Here is a 22247-nt window from a genome sequence, read left to right as displayed (position 1 = left end):
AACGCCCACCTGCCCCAAAGATCGGACAACCACCCCAGCCACCTGGCCACACCCGGCCACCCTCGTCCACCTCGACGGCCCGCCCGATCCCGCATCGTGGGCCGGGTGCACACGGGACGTGATCCACGGGGGCGGTATGGTCCGCTGTCGTCCGTCTCGCAGGACGAAGACGAGGAGCCCGCGTGTCGTTGACCGGCCGACCGCTGCTGTGCCTTCTGATCGTCGCCGTGGTCGCCGTACTGGCGGCGACCGTATGGGGCTGGGGACGTCTCGCGGGGCCGGGAGTCCGAATGGTCGCCGCCCGGCTCGGTGCCCTCGCCCTATGCCAGGCGCTGGTCACGCTGTTGGTACTGGTCGTCGTCAACGGCCACTTCGGCTTCTACGGGACGTGGGGCGAACTGGCCGGAGCCGCGGGCGTCGGCGGACGGGTCGTCCAGAAGCAGGAACGCGGTGGAGGCGGCGTCACGGCCACGCTGGTCCAGCGGAAGCCCGAGGTGTCCATCGGCGGAACGGCGAAACGCGATGGCAGGCTGGACACCGTCGACATCCGCGGCCCCCGGTCCGGATTGCACGCACGGGGGTACGTCTACCTTCCCCCGCAGTACTTCCAAGAGGGCGGTACTCGGCGTTTCCCGGTCGCTGTGGTCTTCAGCGGCTATCCGGGGGCGCAGCGCAACCTCATCACGCAGGTCAAGGTTCCGCAGACGGCACGCGACGAGGTCAAGGGCGGCCGGATCCAGCCCATGGTGTACGTGATGCTGCGGCCCTCCATGGTGAAGGGCCGCGACACCGAGTGCCTGGACATTCCCAATGGTCCGCAGACCGCGACGTTCTTCACTCAGGACTTGCCAGAGGCCGTCCGCAATTCCTACCGGGTCGCCGAGGGCCGCCAAGGGTGGGGCGTGCTCGGACTGTCCACGGGCGGCTACTGCTCCCTCAAGCTCGCCATGAGGCACTCCGATGTGTTCTCCAGGGCCGCGTCCCTCTCCGGCTACTACGGGGCGATCAAGGACATCACGACTGGCGACCTGTACGGCGGCAGCCAGGCCGTCCGCAACGAGAACGACCTCTTCTGGCGGATGCGGCACCGGCCGCAGCCGCCCATCTCCGTGCTGGTCACGACCAGCAGGACCGGGGAGAAGAACAAGGACGAGACCCAACGGTTCCTCTCCCTGGTCAGGCCGCCGATGCGGGCGTCCTCGCTCATCCTCGACAGCGGCGGCCACAACTTCGAGACCTGGAGGCGCGCCCTGCCGCAGGTGCTGCGCTGGATGAGCCATGGCCTCACCGTCTGAGGGCCCCCTCATGCGAGGACGGTTCACGGGCATCTTGCTCGTCGCCGGGCTCGCACTGACCGGCTGCATGGCCACCGGGACGAGTTCCAAGGGCGACGCGGCGAGGGGTGGCCTTGTGGAGCGGCCGGAAGCGACGGTGTTCGCGTCCCTCGCCGAACGGCAGGTCGACCGGCGCCAGGCGATGTACCCGAGGCTCGTCGAGCTGCGGGACGGCCGGATCGTCCTCAGCGTCATGACCGCCTCGGGCGACGGCGTCACCGACATGGCCCGCTTCTACGAGAGCGCGGACGGGGGCCGCACGTTCCGGATGCTGTCGGAGATCCTCGATCCGGCCGCCGCCGGAGGGCGCGGTTCCTGCTGCGGCAGCCTGCTGGAACTGCCCCGGCGGCTCGGCGCCCAACCCGGCGGGACGCTGCTGTGGGCGGGCACCGCCGGGATGAAGAACCGCGCGCCGGGGCGCCGTCCCGGACTGCGTGTATGGCGCAGCGTGGACGGCGGTCGGCGCTGGTCCTACCTGTCGAGCTGCGCGCTCGCCGCGGAGGGGACGTCCTGGGACCGGGGGCTGTGGGAACCGGAGCTGGCCATCGACGGGCTGGGCCGGCTCGTCTGCTACTACTCCGACGAGACCCGGCCCGGCCATGACCAGGTCATCGTGGAGGCGGCGTCCGCCGACGGCGGCGCGACCTGGGGGCCGGGCCGGGTGATCGTCGCCCCTGGCCGCCATGACAGGCCCGGTATGCCCGTGGTGCGGCGGCTGCCGGACGGCACGTACTTCATGGTGTACGAGGTGTGCGGCCCTTCCGCATCCTGCCGGGTGTACCACCGCCGGTCGACCGACGGCTGGACGTGGGGCGACCCCGCGGGACGCGGCACCCCTGCGCGCACCGCCGACGGCCACGAGCTCTACCACGCGCCCACGCTCACCTGGGCCCCCGGCGGCGGTCCGCGAGGGACGATCCTGCTCATCGGCGGGATCGTCCGCGACGCCGAAGGGCGGTTGGTACGCGCGGCCAGCGGTGCGACCGTCTTCGTCAATACGGCGGACGGGGAAGGGAGCTGGCGAGAGGCGCCCGCACCGGTGCGCGTCCCGTTCCCGGCCCGTCCAGAACACTCCGACCTCGTCTGCGCGAACTACAGTTCGTCGCTGCTCGTGATGGGCGACGGCAGGGGCCTCCTGGAGGCGGCCACCAAACGGGACGACGACGGGACGTGCCGAGCCTACATCGCCGCGTCCTCATGGGCTCCCGCCCCGTCCGCGCCCAAGACCGGCTAGGGCGGGCCCATCACAGGTTGCGGCAGTCGGCCCCGGCGCAGTTCCGGTACGAAGCGACGAGGGACTTCAGTTCGGCTTTCCGCGCCTCGGGTGCCTGCCGCCACAGGTTCCCCAGTTCCCACGGGTCGCGGGCCAGGTCGTAGTACTCGCGATCGCCGTTCTCGTACTCGACGTACAGTTCGTTCGCCGTGCGGACGGCGTAGTACGTCGGTGGGTTGCCGCCGTACTTCGTCGGCAGGTCCGGGTCGTCGTGTCTGTAGTTGGGCCCGAGATGCTCGATGAACGCGGTCGTCCGCCAGGACGACACAGGCCGCCCGTGCAGCAGGGGCTCGAGAGAGCGCCCGTCCGCGGAGTCCGCCGGCTTGAGCCCGGCGAGTTCCTCGATGGTCGGGCAGATGTCGGTGTTCTGCGCGAACCTCGGCTCGGTCTTGCCCGCCGGGACGCCGGGACCCGCCACGACCAGCGGGACCCGGATGTCGGTGTCGTAGGCGGTCAGCTTCCCCTCGACGAGGCGATGCTGCCCGAGGTGGTAGCCGTTGTCGGAGTTGAAGACGAAGTAGGTGTCGGCGCCCCGGCCCTTGGCGTTGACCGCGGCCTGCAGCGCGCCGATCATCCGGTCGATCGACTGGACGGCCCGGACCCGTTCGCGGAACGCCTGATCGACCTTCGCGATCTGCCGGGGCCGCAGCCGCGGGTACTTGCGCAACCAGCCGGGCTTGTCGCTGATGTCGGGTTCGTTGAACCCGGGCGTGCGGGGGGCCCTGACCCGGCCGAACTTGTGGGCGTCCTCGGGCGCGGGGGTCGCCGGAGCGTGCGGCGAGAACGTCGACATCTCCAGCATGAACGGCTGACCGGCATCGGCGGACCGGTTGACGAAGTCGACTCCCTTGGCGGTGATCACGCTGTTGAGGTGGTCCTTCGGGGAGCGCCCGTGGTGGGTGAGGGTGCCGTTGCCGTTCAGGTTGTAGTTGTAGTTCGCGTATCCGAGCCCGGTGACCTGCCATTCCGCCCAGCCGGGCGGGACGTAGACGCGGGACGACCCCTGCCTCTTCTTGGTCTCGTAGCCGTTGAGGTACTTGCCCATGAGCGCCGTGCGGTACCCGGCCTTCGTCAACGCGACGGCGAAGGTGTCCTTCTCGTTCCCCCGCGCGTTGAAGATGTCGAACCCGCCGGTCGGCGGGTCATTGCTGCGGACTCCGGTGTTGTGCGGGTACTTGCCGGTCAGGATCGTCGCGCGGGACGGGCAGCACAGCGTGTCGGCGACGAAGTAGTTCGAGAACGTCATGCCGCGCCTCTGCAGCGCCTTGACGTTGGGCATGTAGTCGACCAGGTCCCACGACAGGTCGTCGGTGAGGATGTAGACGATGTTGGGCCGCTTGCCCTTAGCCTGCGCGGACGCCGAGACCACGGCGTCCCTGCCCTTCTTGCCGTCACCCGATGCGGGCTGCGCACACCCGGCCAGCGCCAGAGCGCACGCCAAGAGCACCGCCGAGAGCGGTGCGGCCGACCATCGTGGTCGCGGCTTGGCGCCGAGCATCACACACCCTTCGGACGGCATCCTCTTGGAAGAACGGATCCGGTCGGCGACCCGGATCGATGGTGATCAGATTAAGGGACGGGAGCCGGCGGAGCCGCCGCGGCATCGCGCTTCGACTCCTCGTCGTCGCCGTGCGCGGAATCGGGGGGCGGGACGTCGGAGGACGCTTCGTCGGGGGACGGCGCCCCGCCGCGCCGGATCTGCGCCATCGCCGCCGAGAGCCGCGGGCGTATCAGGGACTGCAGTGGACGCTCCACGAACAGGTGCGCGAGGACGGCCGTCACCAGTACGGAGACCGTGATGACCGGCAGAATCGTCAGCCTGTCGAGGATCGGATGCGGGAAGAAGACCTTGACGATCGCCCGCGCCACCGTCTCGTGCACCAGGTAGAGCGGGTAGGCGATGACTCCGAGGAAGGTGAAGCCACGCCACCTCAGCCAGGTCAGCTTCCGCAACGCGACCAGCCCCAGCACCGCGTAGATGACGGCTAGCACGACCGGTATCACGATCTCGTGGACGCCCTTCCAGGCGTTCAGCGGACTGATGTCGTTCACGAGGTAGTGCACGGCCAGCGCCCAGGACGCCGCGACGAGCAGCCAGAGCGCGATGTTGGACCCGAACCGGTAGATCAGGAAGAACGCCATTCCCGCGATGAAGTAGGGAGCGGTGTCCGGCAAGAAGAGGGTGTGCAGCAGGCTGCTGCCCGACTCCTTGGCATAGGCGCCCGCGATCAGCCAGGAGACCATGAAGGTCACGCAGCGACCGTAGGTGACACCGATTCTGGCTAGAAGCGCGATGAGCACGTAGAAATGGAGCTCCACCCACAGGACCCAGTAGACGACCTCCAGCGGCGCTACGTGCATCCCGTCCTGGAGCATCGTGAGGTTAGGCAGGAGCCGTTGGACGGGGCCGTCGCCGTCCTCGTACGGCACCGCGGCACCACACGCCAGGAAAAGCCCGAAACTGAGCAGGACGCTGAACCAGTACGCCGGGTAGACCCGCACGAACCTGGCGACGGCGAAGTCGCCCGCGTTCCGGTCCCAGGCGGCCATCAGGATGACGAAGCCGCTGATGATGAAGGCCAGCTGGACGCCGAGGTAGCCGAAGTGCGCCACCGGGGCCAGCTCCGGATAGACCTTCTGGGCGTCCCGTCCGGCCCAGACCGTGCTCCGCACCCCGGCGAAGTGGTGCAGGACGATCGCGCCGACGGCGACGAAGCGCAGCAGATCCAGTTCGCGCAGCCGCCGCGCCGGGAGGGCGGCGGGCTCGGCCTGGTCGGGGACGGCGGGGGGACGTGTCATCGGGCGGCCTCCACGGTGCTGCGAGGCGGGGGCTGGTTCCGGGCAAGCGCGAGGCGGCTCCGCCGCGACCTGGCGAGCCCTGCCTTGAGCCTCGGCTTCGCCCACCTCTGCAGCGGCTCTTCGACGAAGCGCTGCACCAGGTAGGCGACGACGAGGGCCGCGGTGCAGGAGACGCCGAGGAGCGTCCAGCGGCCGAGGTGGGAGCCGAGCAGCTCGTACAGGCCCCTCCCGATGCTCTCATGGACGAGGTACAGCGGGTAGGTGAGGGCGCCGAGGACGGTGAAGCCCCGCCAGCGCACCATCTCGAACTGGCGGGTGGCGACCATCGCCATGATCAGGAAGATGAACGTGACGCCGCCGACGATCGCTGCGTCCCACACCCGTGGCCAGGCCAGGTCGTTGTTCACGGTGGCCTGCCGGTAGTCGATGGCGAGCGCCCAGCACCCGGCGGCGATCAGCCACAGGAGAAGGTTCGGGCCGAATCGGTGGATCAGGTAGAAGGCCATGCCGGCGACGAAGTACGGAGCCCACGGCGTCATGAGGATCTGCATGAGCGGCACGGCGTCCGCCTCCTGTGCGAACACCGCGAGCAGAACCCAGCCGACCATGAACGCCACGCAGCGCTCATAGGTGATGCCGCGGCAGACGAGCAGGGCGACCAGCACGTAGAAGTGCAGTTCGACCCACAGCGTCCAGTAGACGTTCTCCATGCCCGGCACGCCGAGGCCCGTCTGGAGCATCGTCAGGTTCGGCAGATAAGCGACGAGTGGGCTGCGCCCCTCCACCGGTGTCTGGCCGACGGCGAAGAAGCTGAGCAGCGCGAGAGACACGCCGACCCAGTAGGCCGGGAAGATACGCACGGTGCGTGATACCGCGAAGTCGCCGACGCCCCGTCCCCACGCGCTCATCAGGATCACGAATCCGCTGATCAAGAAGAACAGGTCCACGCCGAGGTTCCCGAAGTGGGTGATCGGCGCGAGGACCGGCATGTTGTGATGGTTCTCCACACCCCACCCGGCGATGCGGCCCACGTAGTGGTGCAACAGCACCAGCACGGCCGCGACGAACCTGAGCAGGTCCAGTTCGCGCAGCCGAGACCGGTCCGGGGGCGGGACGGAGGTCACCGGCTCGCCTCGGCCGCCGGCGGCTGGGCACGGCGGCGTTCCTCGCGCTTCTTCAGCAGCAGGTCCGCGGCGGTGTCGATGTCGCCGTCCCACAGCACGCCGCCTGCCTCCAGGAAGACACCGCGCGTGCAGAGCCGCCGCAGGAGAGCGGCGTCGTGCGCGACGATCACCATGGTGCGGCCGCTCTCGCGGTACTCGTGGAGACGTTCGATGCACTTGCGGCGGAACAGCGGGTCTCCGACGGCGAGGACCTCGTCGATGAGGAACACGTCGGGGTCGGTGTGCACGGCGATGGAGAACGCCAGCCGCATGAACATGCCGGACGAGTAGAACCGGACGGGCTGGTCGAGGAACCGCCCGATGTCGGCGAACTCGACGATCGCGTCGAACTTGCGGAGCGTCTCGGCACGGTCCATGCCGAGGATGGCGCCGTTCAGGAAGACGTTCTCCCGGCCGGTGAGATCGGGATGCAGGCCGGCGCCCACCTCGATCAGCCCGGCGACGCGTCCGCGGACCCGCACCGAGCCCTCGTCCGGCGGCATCACACCTGAGATGATCTTCAGGAGGGTGCTCTTGCCGGAGCCGTTCACCCCGACCAGCGCGACGGCCTCTCCCACGGTGATGGTGATCGAGACGTCGTCCAGCGCGGTGAACGTGTCGCGGAGCCGCTCGCGGCGCAGCGCCCGCACCGTCATGTTCTTGATCGACCGGGCGTGCCGCAGCGTGAACTGCTTGGTCACCCGGTCGACGACGACCGCGCGCCGCGTCCCGTCCATCAGAGCTCCTCGGCGAAACGGCGCTGCAGCCGGCCGAAGACGAGCTGGCCGAGGCCGAGCAGCAGGACGGCCGCCGCCAGCAGGACGAGCCCGTCCCGAGTGAGGTCCGCCGGGAACTCGAACGCGCCGCCGGTCGTCGGCCACCAGAAGGCCCGCTCGAACAGCATGACGCCGACGGCCATCGGATTGGCCAGGTAGGCGTCCAGCGCCCAGCCGGGCGCGGTGTCCCGCACCAGCGTCCACGGGTAGATCATCGGCACCGACCAGGTGACGAACAGGGTCGCGATGTCCACGACCTTGTCGGTGTCGCGGTAGAAGACGTGCAGGGCCGAGCAGATCAGTCCGAGGCCGATGCCGATCGTGGCGACGAGCGCGAACCCGAGCAGCGCCGAGCCGATCGCCGCGGCCGACGGCGTCCAGCCCCAGACGACCGCGACGGTCAGCACGATCGCGAGGCCCGGCAGCAGGTGCACGCACGACACCAGCAGCGACGCCACCGGGAACAGCTCGCGCGGCAGGTAGACCTTCCGCACGAGCGGCGCGTTCCCGAGCACCGAGTGCGTGGTGTTGATCAAAGTCTCGTTGAAGAAGGAGACGAGCACCAGCGCCGAGAACATGAAGATGGGGAAGTGCTCCAGGTGCTTGCTCATCCCGAGGAAGATGCCGGCGACGAAGTAGAACACGGCGAAGTGCGCGGCGGGCCGCACGTAGGACCAGCCGAGGCCGAGCAGCGACCCCTGGTACCGCGCGCGCAGCTCCCGCCGCACGATGAGCTTCAGCAGGTAACGGCGCCGGAAGACCTCACCGAGCCCGCCGCCGCGCCCCGGCTCCATGAGCCCCGGTTCGTCCAGGCCGGCCGGCGCACCGGAAGCGGCGCTCACTGCCGCCGCCGCGCCTTTTCGAACGTCTCCCGCCACTCCTCCTGGGAGGTGAGCCCCGGCAGCGCGTCCCGGTACCGGCGACTCAGCACCGCCCAGTCCTTGCCGAGGTGGGCGTGCAGCGCCGACGCGCGCCTGACCAGCGACCAGAACCGCTGCGGGTCACGCTGGTACCAGGAGACCTTGGTCCCGTCCGCGGACGAGACGAGCGCGCTGTTGAACTTGGTCAGCAGCCACCATGTCTGGTCGACGTGCGGGACGAGGGCCTCCGGATGGGTCTTCGGGTACGGGCCGACCGGCTTCACCTGCCGGGCCGCGCCGAGGATCGCCGTCTGGAACATCGCCCGCCGGTTCTTCGGCGGGACGACGTCGCGTCCCTTGCGGGGCGGCTTGCGGCGCCGGACGGCGGGGAACTCGTCCAGGTCCGGCTTGGCCTGCGCGTCCACGAAACCGGCGCGCAACTCCCGCAGCTCGCCCATCTTCGTGATGATCGACGGGTGCAGGTCCTCGGGACCCTTGAGCGCGTCCTCGATCGCCAGCAGCATGAGCTCGGCCGTGGAGTACTGCATGGCCAGCGCGTGCTTGATGGTGATGAACAGGCTCTCCTTGAGCATGTTGCCGCCGCGCTCGTACGGGGAGTACAGCAGCGCGGTGACGATCCTGTTCCGTTCGGTGAAGTACGCCTGCCAGTCGGTCATGACGTCCTTGGAGTGCCACGGCACGTGCCACACCGCCGCCCCCGGAAGCGAGACCGTCGGGATGCCCGCCGCCTTGGCGCGGAGCCCGTACTCGATGTCGTCCCACTTGATGAAGAACGGCAGCGACAGCCCGATCTTCCGGATGACCTCGACCGGGATCAGGCACATCCACCAGGCGTTGTACTCGACGTCCGCGCGGCGGTGCAGCCACGGGGTGTGGCGCAGTGGGTTCGCGGCCAGATCGTGCGACAGTTCGGTGTGCGGGGCCGGGACCATCCACCAGCGGTAGCGGGCGACGGTCTCGCCGAACACGTGCAACACCGACCGGTTGTACAGGTCGAGCATGTGGCCGCCGACGAGCATCGGGCCGCGCGCCAGGTCGGCGAACGTCGCCGAACGCAGGATCCCCTCGGGCTCCAGAATGACGTCGTCGTCCAGGAGCAGCGCGTAGGTGCTGCGACCTGACTCGACGGTCTCGTGCATGACGCGGGCGAAGCCGCCGGAGCCGCCCAGGTTGGCCTGGTCGATGACGCGCAGCCGGTCGCCGAGCGCCTCCTGGGCCGCCGGGAAGTCCGGGTGGTCCTCGACTCGGTCGGTGCCCTGGTCCACCACGACGATCTCGTCGACGACGTCCAGCACGTCGCCCGCCGCGGCCAGCGCGGTGAGCTGCTCGACGCAGAACTTCGGCCGGTTGAAGGTGGTGATGCCGATGGTCGCGGTGCCCGGCTCCGTCCGGTCGGTGGCCGCACACCAGTCCGCGCTGTCGAGGACGGCGGTGCGGCCGTCGGCGACCAGGTCGAACCAGTACCAGCCGCCGTCGATGAACGGGGCCAGCGGCAGGTCGATGTTCTCCTCGACCGACGAGTCGGAGTCGATGTGCAGCGACTTGATGCGTTCCAGATGCCCCTTGCCGGTGGAGCGGTAGATGAGGATCGTCGCCTCGCCGCGCACCCGGACACGCAGCCGGACGTTCTCGACCGTGCTCCAGCGGCGCCAGTACCCGGCCGGGAAGGCGTTGAAGTAGGTGCAGAAGGACACCCGCGTCCCGGACGGCACGACGAGGCTGCGGCGCCCGATGATCTCGGCGCTGTCGTCCTGGGAGGCGGGACGGTACGTCGCCGCGCGCACGGCGCCGCCGTCCTGCTCGGCGAGCACCTGCTCCGCCGCGCTCTTGAGGTCGGCGGTGCGGCGGCCGAACACGGCGTTGCCGTCCACGTACAGCTTCAGCACGTCGAAGTCGCGCTCGCCGGGCATCACGACCCGGTGCAGCACGCGCAGGCCCGCGCCCGGCACGGCGTCGGGGTGTTCTTCGGCGAGCTCCTCGGGGAGCTCGGGCTCGGCCGCCCGCTCGGTCATCGGTCAACTCCTCCGCTGGTCGGCCGTCCGCCCCGCGTGAAGTGGGGCCGCAGCCGATTGTCGACCATGCCCAGGGCGCTGGCGATCGCCATGTGCATGTCGAGGTACTGGTACGTGCCGAGCCGCCCGCCGAACAGGACGCCGTCCTCCCGCCGCGCCATCTCCCGGTACCGCAGCAGGCGCTCGCGGTCCTCGGCGGTGTTGATCGGGTAGTACGGCTCGTCGCCCCGTTCGGCGAACCGGGAGAACTCCCGCATGATGACCGTCCGGTCGTCCGGGTAGTGCCACCGCTCGGGATGGAAATGCCGGAACTCGTGGATCCGGGTGTAGGGGACGTCCTCGTCGGCATAGTTCATCACCGGGGTCCCCTGGAAGTCGCCCGTCGGCTCGACGCTGGTCTCGAAGTCGAGCGTCCGCCAGCCGAGCTCGCCCTCGGCGTAGCCGAAGTAGCGGTCGAGGGGGCCGGTGTAGACGACGGGGACCCGCCCGGTGAGGTCGTCGCGCAGGTCGAAGAAGTCGGTGTTCAGCCGGACCTCGATGTTCGGATGGTCGGCCATCCGCTCCAGCCAGGCCGTGTAGCCGTCGACCGGCAGGCCCTCGTGGGTGTCGCTGAAGTAGCGGTTGTCGAAGGTGTACCGGACCGGGAGCCGGGTGATGACGTCCGCGGGCAGGTCGCGCGGGTCGGTCTGCCACTGCTTGGCCGTGTAGCCGCGGATGAACGCCTCGTACAGCGGGCGCCCGATGAGCGACACCGCCTTCTCTTCGAGGTTGCGCGGCTCGTCCCCGGCCACGATCTCCCCGGCCTGCTCGGCGATCAGCGCGCGCGCCTCGTCCGGTGTGAACGCCCGGCCGAAGTACTCGCAGATCGTGCCGAGGTTGATGGGCAGCGGGTACACGCGGCCCTTGAACGTCGAGTAGACGCGGTGCTGGTAGCCGGTGAACCGCGTGAACCGGTTGGCGTACTCCCACACGCGCTCGTTGGACGTGTGGAAGAGGTGCGCGCCGTACCGGTGGATCTCGATGCCGGTGCCGGGCTCGTCCTCGCTGTAGGCGTTGCCGCCGATGTGGTCGCGCCGGTCGAGGACCAGCACCCGCAGCCCCAGCTCCGCCGCGCAGCGCTCGGCGACGGTGAGCCCGAAGAAGCCCGAGCCCACCACTACAAGATCAACGTTCACGGTCCATCTTCCTGCGACGCCCCCGCCGCGTCATGAGAGCGGCCCGTCCCCGCGTTCCGGTCCGCAGCCCGCGCGGGCTAGGAGAGAATGACACATGCTGCGCGGCCAACATACCGGCGCTGTCATTCGAGATGTGTGGAATCAACCCGGTTGGCCGGTTGTACCCTTCGGGTGATCCGGATCGGCGCCACGCGCGTCCGCACGCGAGCTCGCAGAGGAGTCATCTGGTGGCAGCGGTCCCCGGTCCCCCGCCGGCCGTGTACCTCCACATCGGCGCGCCCAAGAGCGGGACGACGTTCCTGCAGGGCCTGCTGTGGAGCAACGCCGAGGCGCTGTCCGAGGCGGGCGTCCTGCTTCCCGGCGGCTCGTTCGGCGAGCAGGTCCGCGCCACCCGCGACCTGCGCGGGGTGGAACCGGAACCGGACGAGCCCGGACCCGGCTGGGACGGCGCCTGGGACGAGCTCGTCGAACAGATCAAGGAGCCGTCCGGTCACCGCACCGCCGTGATCTCGCACGAGGTGCTCTGCTCGGTGGACGCCGAAGGCGCCGAACGTGCCGTGCGGTCGCTCGCGCCCTGCGAGGTCCACATCGTCTACTCCGCCCGCGACCTCGCCGTACTCCTCCCCTCGGAATGGCAGGAGTACGTCAAGCACCGGTTCCACTTCGACTTCGAGCACTGGCTGCGCGAGATCGCCGACGGCCCGTCCGGCGACGGCGCGGCACGGTGGTTCTGGCAGGTGCACGACATCCCCGACGTGCTCGGACGCTGGTCGCCCCATGTCCCGCCGGAACGGGTGCACGTCCTGACCGTGCCCGGCCGGGACGCACCCCGCGGCCTTCTCTGGGAGCGCTTCGCCGGACTGCTGGGCATCGACCCCGCAGTGGCGGACCTGTCCGAGACCCACGCGAACGCGTCGCTGAGCTGGACGGAGACCGAGCTGCTGCGCAGGGTCAACGCCGCCATCGACGACGAGGCTCCGATGTGGCTGTACCACCGGCTGGTCACCGATGTCCTCGCGCTGAAGGTGCTCCCCGGCCGCAGCGAGCCCGGCCGGGTGCCGCTGCCCTCCGGCCATCGCGCATGGGCGCAGGAAAAAGCACACGAACACGTCGATTGGCTCCGTTCCGCCGGCCACGACGTGGTCGGCGACTTGAACGAGTTGCTGCCCGGGGAGCCGCCGGGAGCCGACGGACCCCGCGACGCGCCCGGCGACGCGGTGCTGCTCGACACCGCGGCCCACACCATCCTCGGGCTCCTCGACCGGATCGAGATGCTCCGCGAGGAGATCGCAGCGCTCCGCGACGAGCGTCAGGAGCAGCACCGGACCGCCCTCCCCAAACTGATGGCCCGCCATCTCAGCGAACGCAACCAGGCCGTCTGGAAGATGCGGGTCGGGTACTGGCACCTCGTCGAGCGGCTCAGGGGCATCGAACCGCCTCCCGGGCCAACGGACGGAACGGAGGCCGATGCCGCGGACGAGCCCGGCACCGCCCTGTCCCGCCGGGCCGTGCCGCGATGAGCACCGTCCCGCGGGTCACCGCAGTCGTCGTCACCCACGACCGGCGCGACCTGCTGACCGAGGCGCTGGAGGCGCTCGCCGCCCAGACCCGGCGGCCGGACTCGGTCATCGTCGTGGACAACGCCTCCACGGACGGCACCCCCGGCCTCGTCCGCGAGCGGTTCCCCGAAGCCGACCTCCTCGCTCTCGGTGCCAACACCGGCGGTGCCGGCGGTTTCGCGGCGGGGATCGCCCGCGCGCTGGACACTCCGGGGACCGGGCTGATCTGGCTGATGGACGACGACACCGTCCCCGAGCCGGGGGCGCTCGCCGCCCTGCTGGACGCGCGCGAACGGGCGTCCGGGGAGCCCGTGCTCATCGCCAGCCGGGTCGTGTGGACCGACGGCCGCGACCATCCGATGAACACCCCGCGCGTCAAGCCAGGTGCGTCACGGGCCGAGCTGGACGCCGCACAGGAGATCGGGTGCCGGCCCGTCCGGTCCGCGTCCTTCGTGTCCGTGCTGGTCGACGCGGCGGCGGTCCGGGAACGCGGATTGCCGGTCGCCGACTACTTCCTGTGGAACGACGACTTCGAGTTCACCACCCGGCTGCTGCGCGGACGGATCGGTCTCTACTGCCCCGCGAGTGTCGTCGTCCACAAGACCGGCACCTTCGGCGGGACCGACGCCGATCCCGGCGACCGCTTCTACTACGAGGTCCGCAACAAGATCTGGCTGTTCACGCGCAGCCGCGGTCTGGCGCCGGCCGAACGCGTCGTCTACGCAGGGTCGTCCATCCGGCGGTGGGCGCGCACCTACCTGCGCTCACACGACCGCGCCACCTTGCGCAAGGGGCTGCGGGAGGGCGTGCGGGACGGGCTGCGGCGGCGTCCCCGCCCCACCGAGGAAGTCATTTCGACCGCCCTGCGTCGATATGATCCCTGACGACGCAGATCACGCAGGGCCAAGCCGAGTGCCGAGGGGTGTGCGGGTGTGACTCCGAAGGGGACGCCGGACGGCGAGCATGGGGACGAGCTGCCCGATGACTCGCGGACGCAGATCTTCCGGCAGGCGGCCGCGCCGTCCGGCGGAATCGCGGACATGACGATGTCGGACTTCTCGCGCTCTCCATCGGGCGAGAAGGCGGCGGACGATCCGGCGGACGACGAGGGGGCCGCCGAGGCCGCGCCGGGGGACGACGAGGAAGAGGGCGGCGCGGACCGGACCCGCGTCCAACAGGCGCCGGGGTGGTCCGAGCCGCAGGATGTGCAACCCCCGCCGCTTCCCCCGCCCCCCTGGGCCCTGCAGATCCCGGAGGCGCCGCAGTCTCCGCAGTTCCCGACCCCGCCGCCGCAGGCCGCGGCGCCTCAGCCCCAGGCTCCCGCGCCCCAGCCGCCGGCCCCGCAGCCTCCCGCGCCCCAACCGCCGGGCGCCCCGCAATTCCCCTCCCCGCAACTTCCCGCAACCCCGCAACCGTCGGCTCCGCAGCCTCCCGCGCCCGAGCCGTTCCCCTGGGCGCAGGAGATTCCAGGCTCCCCGAGTCCGACTCCGGCTCCAGCTCCGGCTCCGCCCGCCTCGGAGCCGTTCCCGTGGGCGCAGGAAATCCCCGGGCAGGCCCCGCCCGCGCCGGCGCCGCCGTCGTCTCCGGCGCCTCCGCCGTTCCCCTGGGCGCAGGAGGTCCCCGGCGCTCCCGGGGCGTCCGGCAATCCGGTGCAGGGCAACCCCGTCTCCGCCGCGCCGCCGGTGGCCCCGCCGCCGGCCGACGAGCCGTGGCGTTCGACCTCCAAGCCGAAGCGCAAGCGCAAGGGCGTCAACAAGAAGATCCTCTTCGGCGTCGTCGGCGGCGTGGCCGCCGCCGCGCTGGTCGCGGGCGGCGTCGTCGTGCTGCTCGGCCGCGGCGGCGACTCCGGCGGCGGGGACGGCGGCGCGCGGCTCGCGGGCGCGCTGTTCCCGGCCGACCCGGCGGCGCGATCCGACGGCCGCGACCAGGAGCTCACCGGTGTCGCCGCGTCCGGCTCCACCGTGGTCGCGGTGGGCGGCGAGGCCGACCCCGGCAACTACCGGGGCGTGTTCCTGGTGTCCGCGGACGCCGGCCGCACCTTCGAGGCCGCCGAGGTCCGGGGCGGAACGGACGCCACCGAGGTCCCGCGACTGGTCGCCGGCGGCCAGGGCGGCTGGGTCGCGATCGGCACCCGGCCGGCGGGCGGCGTCGTGTGGACGAGCGATGACGGCCGGAGCTGGCAGCGCCAGCCCGACGCGGCCGGCGACGTCTTCGGCCCGGGCAACCGCGTGTCGGTGCTCATCCGCACGGACAAGGGCTTCCTCGCCCTCGGCGAGCACTCCCGCAAGGGCGACTTCACCGATTCGGCGCCCGCCACCTGGCTGTCGGCAGACGGCCGGAACTGGGACGCGCTGACCGGCGCACAGGTCGGCATCCCCATCCGCGGGGCGGTCGTGCTGGAGCAGGCCGCGTCGAACGGCAGCGTGATCCTGATGGAGAGCGCCCACACCCCGAAGCCGGGCAAGTCGTCCTTCCGCCGCGCATGGCGTTCCACGGACGGTGGCCGCACCTGGTCACCCGCGAAGATCCCCGCGCCGAAGGGCACCAGCGGGCTGGCGGTCGGCGGCGGTCAGGCCGGGCTGCTGGCCGTCCGCGAGGTCAAGTCCGGCAAGTCGTCCTACGGCCAGGTCTATACGTCCAAGGACGCCGCCGACTGGCAGAAGGGCGGGAAGCTGGCGCCGTCCGGCTACCAGCAGGTCCAGATGCTGCTTGGCACCGACGCCGGCTTCGCGGGCATCGTCCAGCGCGGACGCGATCTGCTGATCTCCCGCTCGGCGGACGGCGGTTCCTGGGAGGACGCGGGCACGCTCCCCGCCGCGTCCGGCCGGAGCGTGCTCGGGGCGGCCGTCACCGGCGGCGGCCAGACCGTGCTGGTCGGCCGGGACCCCGGCAACGGCGACCTGAACCCGCTGCTGGCCGTGCGGGACCAGGGCGGCGCGGACGTGACCGCCGACCCGTTCAAGATCCCCGGCGCGTTCCGCAAGGACCAGGCCGTCGCCGCCGTCGCCGCGAAGGGCGCCCAGGCGGTCGCGTCCGGCAGCACCGGCGGCGACGCCGCGATCTGGACGTCGGCGGACGGCTCCACCTGGAGCCGTGCGCGCTTCTCCGGCGGGATCTCCCGCCCCGGGCTGCAACGGCTGACCTCTGTCGCCGGCGGCGACGCCGGCTGGCTGGCGGTCGGCGACAGCGGCGCCGCCGTGCGCGCCCCGCTGGTGCTGGCCTCCACGGACGGCGCGATCTGGAAGCCCGTCGACACCGACCCGGTGTTCGAGCAGAGGGGGTCGCAGGCCCTGTCCACCTACGGCGCCGCCGCGGGACCGTCCGGCTATGTCGTCGTCGGCGACGACGGACCGTCCGGCGCGATCTGGTTCTCTCCCGACCTGCGGACGTGGCGGCGCGGCGGCGGCGAGCACCGCAACGACCTCACCGCCGAGCAGAACGGCAACCGCTGGATCCGCTCGGCCGCCGGCGGATCGTTCGGCTTCGTCGCGGCGGGCGGCGTGTTCGACGCGGAGGCACCCGGCACCCGGCGTCCGGCGGTGTGGACGTCGGCCGACGGCAAGAAGTGGCGGCTCCAGCAACTCAAGCTGCCCGCCGGGGTGTCGCAGGGCTCTCTCACGCATGTGACGGCCAAGGGCGACGTCCTGGTCGCGGCCGGCGACGCCGTGGGCTCGTCCGGGACGGCCGTTCTCGCCTACGTCTCCACCGATGGCGGCAAGACCTGGAACGAGACCGACCTGCCGGCGCCCGGCTCGGAGGGCTCGGTCGAGATCACGGCGATCACGGCGGCGCCGAGCGGTTTCGTGGTCACCGGGACCGCCGGCGAGAGCGGCACGGCCGACGTCGTCTCATGGACGTCGGCCGACGGAACCTCGTGGGAGGCGCGGACACCCGGTGGGGACGCCCTTTCCGGCGCCGGCAGGCAGGAGATCACGGGCTTGGCGCCGTTCAAGAACACCGTCCTCGGCGTCGGCCGCACCGTCACCGGATCCGGCGAGCAGCCGGTCCTGTGGACGCGGAACTGACCGCCGACCGCTAACCGCGTCGTTCCGGTTCGCCCGGCGTCCCGGGGCGCGGCGGCGTGAGGGTCGGCGGGGTCTGGTCGGGGCGGCGGGCGTGGCGGGGGATGTAGGAGAGGGCGCCGGCGGGGAGGTCGGTGACGGCGCGGTCGCGGGAGCGGTTGCGGCGGGCGCCGTAAGGGGCGACGACGGCGCGGTAGAAGGGTTTGCGGATCATGGTGGGGACGAGGCGGTAGCCGCCGCGGACCATGACGTTGCGCCAGTACTGCGGCTGGGAGATGAAGCCCTCGCGCAGCATCTCGCGCTGCAGCCGCAGTTCGGAGCGGAGCAGGTCGCGGCCGCCGCGGCGCTCGTAGGCGCCCTCGCCGACGCGGTAGTAGACGAGGGGCTCGGCGACGTTCACCATCCGGGCGCCGTTCGCGATCATGCGGACGAACAGCCAGTAGTCCTCCATCAGCGGCAGGTCGCCGTAGCCGCCGGCGGCGACGACGGCACTGCGCCGGTAGACGACCGTCGGGTGGTTGAACGGGTCGTGCAGGCGCGAGTAGCGGGCGATGTCGGCGGGGTCGCTCGGCGGGATGCGGCGGCCGACGATGTCGGTGACGTCGGTGCCGAACTCCAGGAGGCCGGCGCCGACGAGGTCGGCGCCCGCGCGGACGAGCGGGACCTGGGTCTGGAAGCGGTGCGGCATGGCGACGTCGTCGGCGTCCATGCGGGCGACGATGTCGTGCCGGGCGGCGTGCAGGCCCGCGTCGAGGGCGGGGCCGAGACCCCGGTTGTGCCTCAGATGGACGAACTCGACCTCGACCGGGCTGCCGGAGACCAGCGTGCCCAGGCAGTCCGACAGTGCGGGCGGGACGGGGCCGTCCTGGACGAGGACCACCTGGTCGGGACGCAGCGTCTGCAGCTGCACGGCGCTGCGGAACGCGTCCCGGACATGCTCTGCCTGGTCGCCGCCGTAGACGGTCATCAGCAGAGTGAAGGGTTCGGGCTGCATGCGTCCGTTCCGGGGGAGCTGCTTAGGCCGGCGGAGCGCGATGCGGGGAGGCGGCTCGTGGGGCCAGGGTCGGGGGGATTCAACTAGGCCGTCCTACTAGGGACGCTTTGCTGCGGTTGAAGGTTGGCGCGGCCAAGATATCGCTGTTGCGTGGCCGGATCAGGTCCGAGCGCAGATGTCGCGGTCGGCGCGGATCTCGCCCGCGAGTTTGGGCACCACCGGCTTCAGCGCGCGCAGTTCGGCGCCGTCCTTGCCGATGACGAGGTACACGTAGCCGGGCTTCGCGGACCGCCAGGCGCGCGGCGGATGCCCGGGCACCGCGATCGCCAGACGGGCGGCCTGCCGCTCGGCGCCCGCACCGTAGAGGATCATGGTCCGGGCGTACCTCTTCCGGCTGGTGCCGACCTTGACGATGTGGAAGCCCCGCTCGCCGAGCTGGTCGGCGGTCCGCTGGGCGAGTCCCGGCGCGGCGGACGCGTTGTAGACGCCGACCTTCACCTGCGCGGGCGGGACGGGCTGCACCGCGTTCTGCGCGGGTGCCTGGGTCGGCGCCGGGTCGGGGACCTTGTTGTCCTCCCGGACGGCCCTGAACAGGGGTTCGGCGAGGGCCTGGTCGAACTGGACGCGGTTCTTGTCCTGCGGGTAGGCCTGCACCGGCACGGTGACGAACCGGACCTTCCCGGCGCTCATCCCGCGCAGGCCGGACGCGAGCTTCTGCATCACCGACAGCGTGAGCCGGTCGTCGACCTTGATGGACTTGGTGGCGGCGGAGAGGAAGCCGTAGGTCCGTCCCGGGTCGGTGAGCATGCCCTTGCCGGTGGCCTTCTTGACGACCGAGGCCATGAACGCCTGCTGCCGTCTGATCCGGTCGAGGTCGGAGCCGTCGCCGAGGACGTAGCGGGTGCGGACGTAGCCGAGCGCCTGGTCGCCGTGGACGACCTGCCGTCCCGCGCGCAGGTGCAGTTCGGCCTTGGGGTCGTCGATGCGCCTCGGCACGCAGATCTCGACGCCGCCGAGGGCGTCCACGACCCGTTTGAAGCCGGCGAAGTCGACCTCGACGTAGTGGTCGATGTGGATCCTCGTGAGCGACTCGATCGTGCGCCAGGTGCAGGCCGGGCCGCCGTTGGAGAACGCCGCGTTGATCATCCCGAACTGGGCGGGGATCACGGTGCCGTTCTTCTTCTTGCACGGCGGCATCCGCACCATCGAGTCGCGCGGGAAGCTGATGCCGATGGCGCTCTCCCCGCCGGGCGAGATGTGCAGCAGGATCGTGGTGTCGGAGCGCCGCCCCGCCTCGACGCCGTAGCGGGCGTTCTCCCCGGCGCGGCTGTCGGACCCCATCAGCAGGATGTTCAGCGAGCCGTTGAGCTTGGGCGGACGGTTCTCGCCGAGCCTGCCGTCGACGTGCTCGCGGTCGATCTGGCCGTCCAGCCGCCGCCAGAAGCCGTAGGCGGTGAGGCTGCCCGCCACCAGCACCACCGACAGCGCGATCGAGACTCCGCCGAGCACGCGCCACAGACGCCCCCGCACCGGCGGCTCCGGTGGCGGCGGGGCGTCGTCCGCGTAGTACACGCCGGAGGGCGCGACGGTTCGCTGCATCGGTCACATTTCAACACAGATTGGACAGCCGTCACGTGGGCCACGGGAAACTCTCCGGCCGCCGGGTTCCGGCCGCACGGCCGCCGGGTCCCGGCCGCACGGCCGCCCCGCCGCACGGGGTCCGCGGTGACTAGACTCCCGGTCGAGATGAGCACCGTAGACGCGCTGACCGACCAAGCGATGGTCGTCCTCCAGGACCGGCCGGTCGTGCCGCTGAGCGCCTGGCTGAACAGGGCCCTCGGCGAGTGTGCCGAGACCGGCCGCACCCTGCAGCTCGTCACGCCGCTGGAGTCCCGGCTGACGCTGCCGCTGCGCACCGCCGCGTCCGGCGACGACGTGCAGTGGATCGTGCGCAACGGCGACGGCTACTACGAGGGCCTCACCGGACGGCCGATGAAGTGGGGCGGGCGGACGTTCGTCCCCGTCCCGGAGGCCCGCGACTACGCGCCCGGGTTCACCACCCGCCCGACCGCGCCGATCGGTTCGCAGCTCACCCTCGTGTACCGGGTCAGGCACGGCGCCGAGGGCGACCTCGCCGGGACGGTCGAGCGGCTGCTGCAACTGCTCACCGGCAAGTACCCGGCCGGGCTCGGCCCCGCCGAGCCGCTGGAGCACCCGTGGCGCCGCGACCGGCTCACCGAGTACGCGCGCGGACGCTCCACCGTGCGGCTCGTCGTCGGCGGCGACGGGCCGCGTCCGGCGCAGGCGGTCTGCGACTACACGGCGGGCGAGGGCGGCACGGTCGCCGAGGTCAGCACCGTGACCGTCGGATACGCGCCCGAGGACCCCCCGCCCCTGCAGCACCTCCCGTCGCTCGTCGGCGCGCTCGCCGCCGACCAGCCGATCGCGTCGCTGTTCGTCCAGCTCACGCCGGGCCGCGCCGACCTCACCACCGAGCCCCGCTGGACGGGCGCGCCGGCCCCGGTCGCGCTGGCCGTCGCGGGCGCCGTGCACGGCCCGAACGGCATCCCCGGCCAGCAGGTCGGCCCGCCCCGCGCGCCGCTGACGTTCTTCCCGCTCGGGGACGGCCGCTCGCCGGACGGCTGGCAGCGGCACAGCATGCTCATGCAGCACCTCCAGTCGGCCTGAACCTCGCCCTGGTTCCGGCCTGGTTCCCGGCCTGATCCGGCCACGGGCTCCGGTAGCCGCAATAGGAGACATACTCCGCATACGACGCAGAGCGCCGATGATCTACCCGGAAGGGATGATGTACGGTCCTGCTCATGCGGATGCCCGGTCAGCTCGACGCGCTTGAACAGGCCGTCGAGGGGACTCTCGCCGAAGGGTCGTTCGAGTTCGACGGCGACGAGGCGGTGCTCCGCATCGAGGGGTCCCCCGTCGTCACCACCGGCTGGTTCCTCGGGCTCGGCATCGGCGGCGTGGCACTGCTTCTCGCCGGAGCCGTGCTGTCCATCGCCGGGCTCCAGGACGAGGCGCGGTGGGCGCTCGCACCCGGCGCGGCGCTGCTCGGCGCGGTCGCCTGCTTCCTGCTGCTGTGGCGCTTCACACCGCTCGCCCGGCTGTGGTCGTACCTGGAACTCCGGTTCGACGAGCGGGCCATCGTCCACCGGCGGACCCGGATACCGTTCGGCGACCTGCGCCCCGAGCACCTGGTGTGGAAGAACGGGCCGTTCTTCCGGCGCCTGTACGTCCGGCACCCGTCGCTGCGCAAGCAGCTCGCCGGGTTCTTCGACAGCGAGGAACGGCAGGCCGAGGAGTTCCAGCGGCGGCTCTGGGAGCTGATAGCCGAACCCGACCTGACCGGCGTCCTCCTGCACGGCAGCGACCTCACCCCGGTGCAGCGCTGGATCATCGGGGCGGGCGCCCCCTACGGCGCCGTCAACGGGTTCCGGGTGGACCGGCTCGGCGCCGCCCCCGGCGAGTCCGCCACGGCCGCCGACCGCCGCACCGCCCACGAGCTGCTGCAGGACCCCTGGGGCGCCTACGACCTCGAACAGCTCCTCGCCGCGGCCAACTGGCTCGTCCAGGACGGGCACCGCGCCGACTTCGACCAGGACGCCCGCCTCGCCGCCCGGCCTCCCGCCGCGCGGGAGGAGTACGGGACGCTGCTGCGCGAGGTCGACGCCCTCATCGCCGGCGACCGGCTCGAACCGCCGTTCGTCGAGCGGCTCATCGAGCTCGTCCGGGTCCGGTACGGGGACGAGGGCGGCTCCTACGCGCGGCTCGTCCCGGGGCTGCTGCGCGACGAGCCCGGCGCGGACGCCAGCGAGGAGGGCGCCGAGCTGGCCCAGTTCCTGCACCGGCTCTTCAACGACCGCGCCCACGCGGGCGAGGAGTTGCACCGGCTGGAGGTCCTCGCCGACCCGGCGCTGCGCGCGAACGTGGGGCGCTTCCTCATCTGGGACTACGGACGCGCCCTGATGCTCTACCGCTGGGGCCACATGGTGGGGTGGCTGACCGAGGAGTACTGCTGGGAGCGGATGCTCCCGCTGGCGATCGACATCCAGCGGCGGTACTCGTCCTGGCGGGACATGGCCACCTGCTACCTGCAGGGGCGGACGCTCTGGTCGGGCGGCGGCGAAGAGTCGGCGCGGGCCCAGTACGAACGGCTCGTCGAGGAGCTCGCCACCGAGCCGCGCAGCCCCTGGAACCTCGTCCCGTGGGACCTGGACCTGACGCGCGACTGGCCGTGAACCCGG

General features: G+C 71.5%; 16 protein-coding genes. 7 read left to right on the top strand and 9 right to left on the bottom strand.

The features are described 5' to 3' along the window. Positions 1–182: 182 nt before the first annotated feature. Both SM418_RS31820 and SM418_RS31815 read left to right on the top strand, forming a co-directional pair. Positions 183–1295 (top strand): alpha/beta hydrolase, encoded by a 1113-nt coding sequence (locus SM418_RS31820; RefSeq protein ID WP_371945049.1) that lies wholly within the window; start codon positions 183–185, stop codon positions 1293–1295. A 10-nt stretch (positions 1296–1305) separates the two neighbouring features. Continuing rightward, the gene (locus SM418_RS31815; RefSeq protein WP_371945048.1) at positions 1306–2568 is read left to right on the top strand and encodes an exo-alpha-sialidase; all 1263 of its coding nucleotides are present in this window, start codon (positions 1306–1308) and stop codon (positions 2566–2568) included. A gap of 10 nt (positions 2569–2578) precedes the next feature. Here the strand turns inward: SM418_RS31815 and SM418_RS31810 are convergent, their stop codons facing one another. The 7 genes from SM418_RS31810 to glf all read right to left on the bottom strand — a co-directional run bounded on the left by SM418_RS31810 (position 2579) and on the right by glf (position 11413). Continuing rightward, positions 2579–4105: a sulfatase family protein gene (locus SM418_RS31810; protein ID WP_371945047.1), complete on the bottom strand. Its 1527-nt coding sequence runs from the start codon at positions 4103–4105 to the stop codon at positions 2579–2581. Positions 4106–4176: 71 nt separating this feature from the next. After that, positions 4177–5406 (bottom strand): acyltransferase family protein, encoded by a 1230-nt coding sequence (locus SM418_RS31805; RefSeq protein ID WP_371945046.1) that lies wholly within the window; start codon positions 5404–5406, stop codon positions 4177–4179. Further along, positions 5403–6530, bottom strand: coding sequence for an acyltransferase family protein (locus SM418_RS31800; RefSeq protein WP_371945045.1), 1128 nt, complete (start codon positions 6528–6530; stop codon positions 5403–5405). The genes SM418_RS31805 and SM418_RS31800 overlap by 4 nt, the downstream gene beginning before the upstream one ends. Then, positions 6527–7306, bottom strand: a complete 780-nt coding sequence (locus SM418_RS31795) for an ABC transporter ATP-binding protein (RefSeq protein WP_371945044.1) — start codon at positions 7304–7306, stop codon at positions 6527–6529. The genes SM418_RS31800 and SM418_RS31795 overlap by 4 nt, the downstream gene beginning before the upstream one ends. Continuing rightward, positions 7306–8187 (bottom strand): ABC transporter permease, encoded by an 882-nt coding sequence (locus SM418_RS31790; protein WP_371945043.1) that lies wholly within the window; start codon positions 8185–8187, stop codon positions 7306–7308. The genes SM418_RS31795 and SM418_RS31790 overlap by 1 nt, the downstream gene beginning before the upstream one ends. Further along, positions 8184–10238, bottom strand: coding sequence for a glycosyltransferase (locus tag SM418_RS31785; protein ID WP_371945042.1), 2055 nt, complete (start codon positions 10236–10238; stop codon positions 8184–8186). Before SM418_RS31785 ends, SM418_RS31790 begins: the two co-directional genes overlap by 4 nt. Further along, positions 10235–11413 (bottom strand): UDP-galactopyranose mutase, encoded by a 1179-nt coding sequence (gene glf, locus SM418_RS31780; protein WP_371945041.1) that lies wholly within the window; start codon positions 11411–11413, stop codon positions 10235–10237. Before glf ends, SM418_RS31785 begins: the two co-directional genes overlap by 4 nt. 227 nt (positions 11414–11640) lie before the next feature. Here glf and SM418_RS31775 point away from each other — a divergent pair, with 227 nt between their 5' ends. From SM418_RS31775 to SM418_RS31765, 3 genes are read left to right on the top strand one after another with little or no spacing between them, the layout of a single operon-like run. After that, positions 11641–12933, top strand: coding sequence for a hypothetical protein (locus tag SM418_RS31775; protein WP_371945039.1), 1293 nt, complete (start codon positions 11641–11643; stop codon positions 12931–12933). Further along, entirely contained in the window at positions 12930–13856 is a 927-nt protein-coding gene (locus SM418_RS31770; RefSeq protein ID WP_371945038.1) for a glycosyltransferase, read from the top strand. Before SM418_RS31775 ends, SM418_RS31770 begins: the two co-directional genes overlap by 4 nt. 48 nt (positions 13857–13904) lie before the next feature. Further along, entirely contained in the window at positions 13905–16997 is a 3093-nt protein-coding gene (locus SM418_RS31765) for a hypothetical protein (protein ID WP_371945036.1), read from the top strand. A gap of 10 nt (positions 16998–17007) precedes the next feature. On the opposite strand, the gene SM418_RS31760 is transcribed toward SM418_RS31765, so the two are convergent. Both SM418_RS31760 and SM418_RS31755 read right to left on the bottom strand, forming a co-directional pair. Continuing rightward, positions 17008–17988, bottom strand: a complete 981-nt coding sequence (locus tag SM418_RS31760) for a glycosyltransferase (protein ID WP_371945035.1) — start codon at positions 17986–17988, stop codon at positions 17008–17010. 159 nt (positions 17989–18147) lie between these two features. Beyond that, the gene (locus SM418_RS31755; RefSeq protein WP_371945034.1) at positions 18148–19587 is read right to left on the bottom strand and encodes an LCP family protein; all 1440 of its coding nucleotides are present in this window, start codon (positions 19585–19587) and stop codon (positions 18148–18150) included. A 147-nt stretch (positions 19588–19734) separates the two neighbouring features. Here SM418_RS31755 and SM418_RS31750 point away from each other — a divergent pair, with 147 nt between their 5' ends. Further along, a complete protein-coding gene (locus SM418_RS31750) occupies positions 19735–20676 on the top strand; it encodes a DUF6177 family protein (RefSeq protein ID WP_371945033.1) in 942 nt (313 codons plus the stop codon). A 134-nt stretch (positions 20677–20810) separates the two neighbouring features. After that, positions 20811–22241, top strand: a complete 1431-nt coding sequence (locus SM418_RS31745) for a DUF1266 domain-containing protein (RefSeq protein ID WP_371945031.1) — start codon at positions 20811–20813, stop codon at positions 22239–22241. Positions 22242–22247 lie beyond the last annotated feature (6 nt).

Origin of the sequence: Actinomadura chokoriensis (assembly GCF_041463665.1) — a bacterium.
Lineage (GTDB): Bacteria > Actinomycetota > Actinomycetes > Streptosporangiales > Streptosporangiaceae > Spirillospora > Spirillospora chokoriensis_A.
Note: the sequence above shows the minus strand (reverse complement) of the source record. Positions and strands in the feature narration are given on the sequence as shown.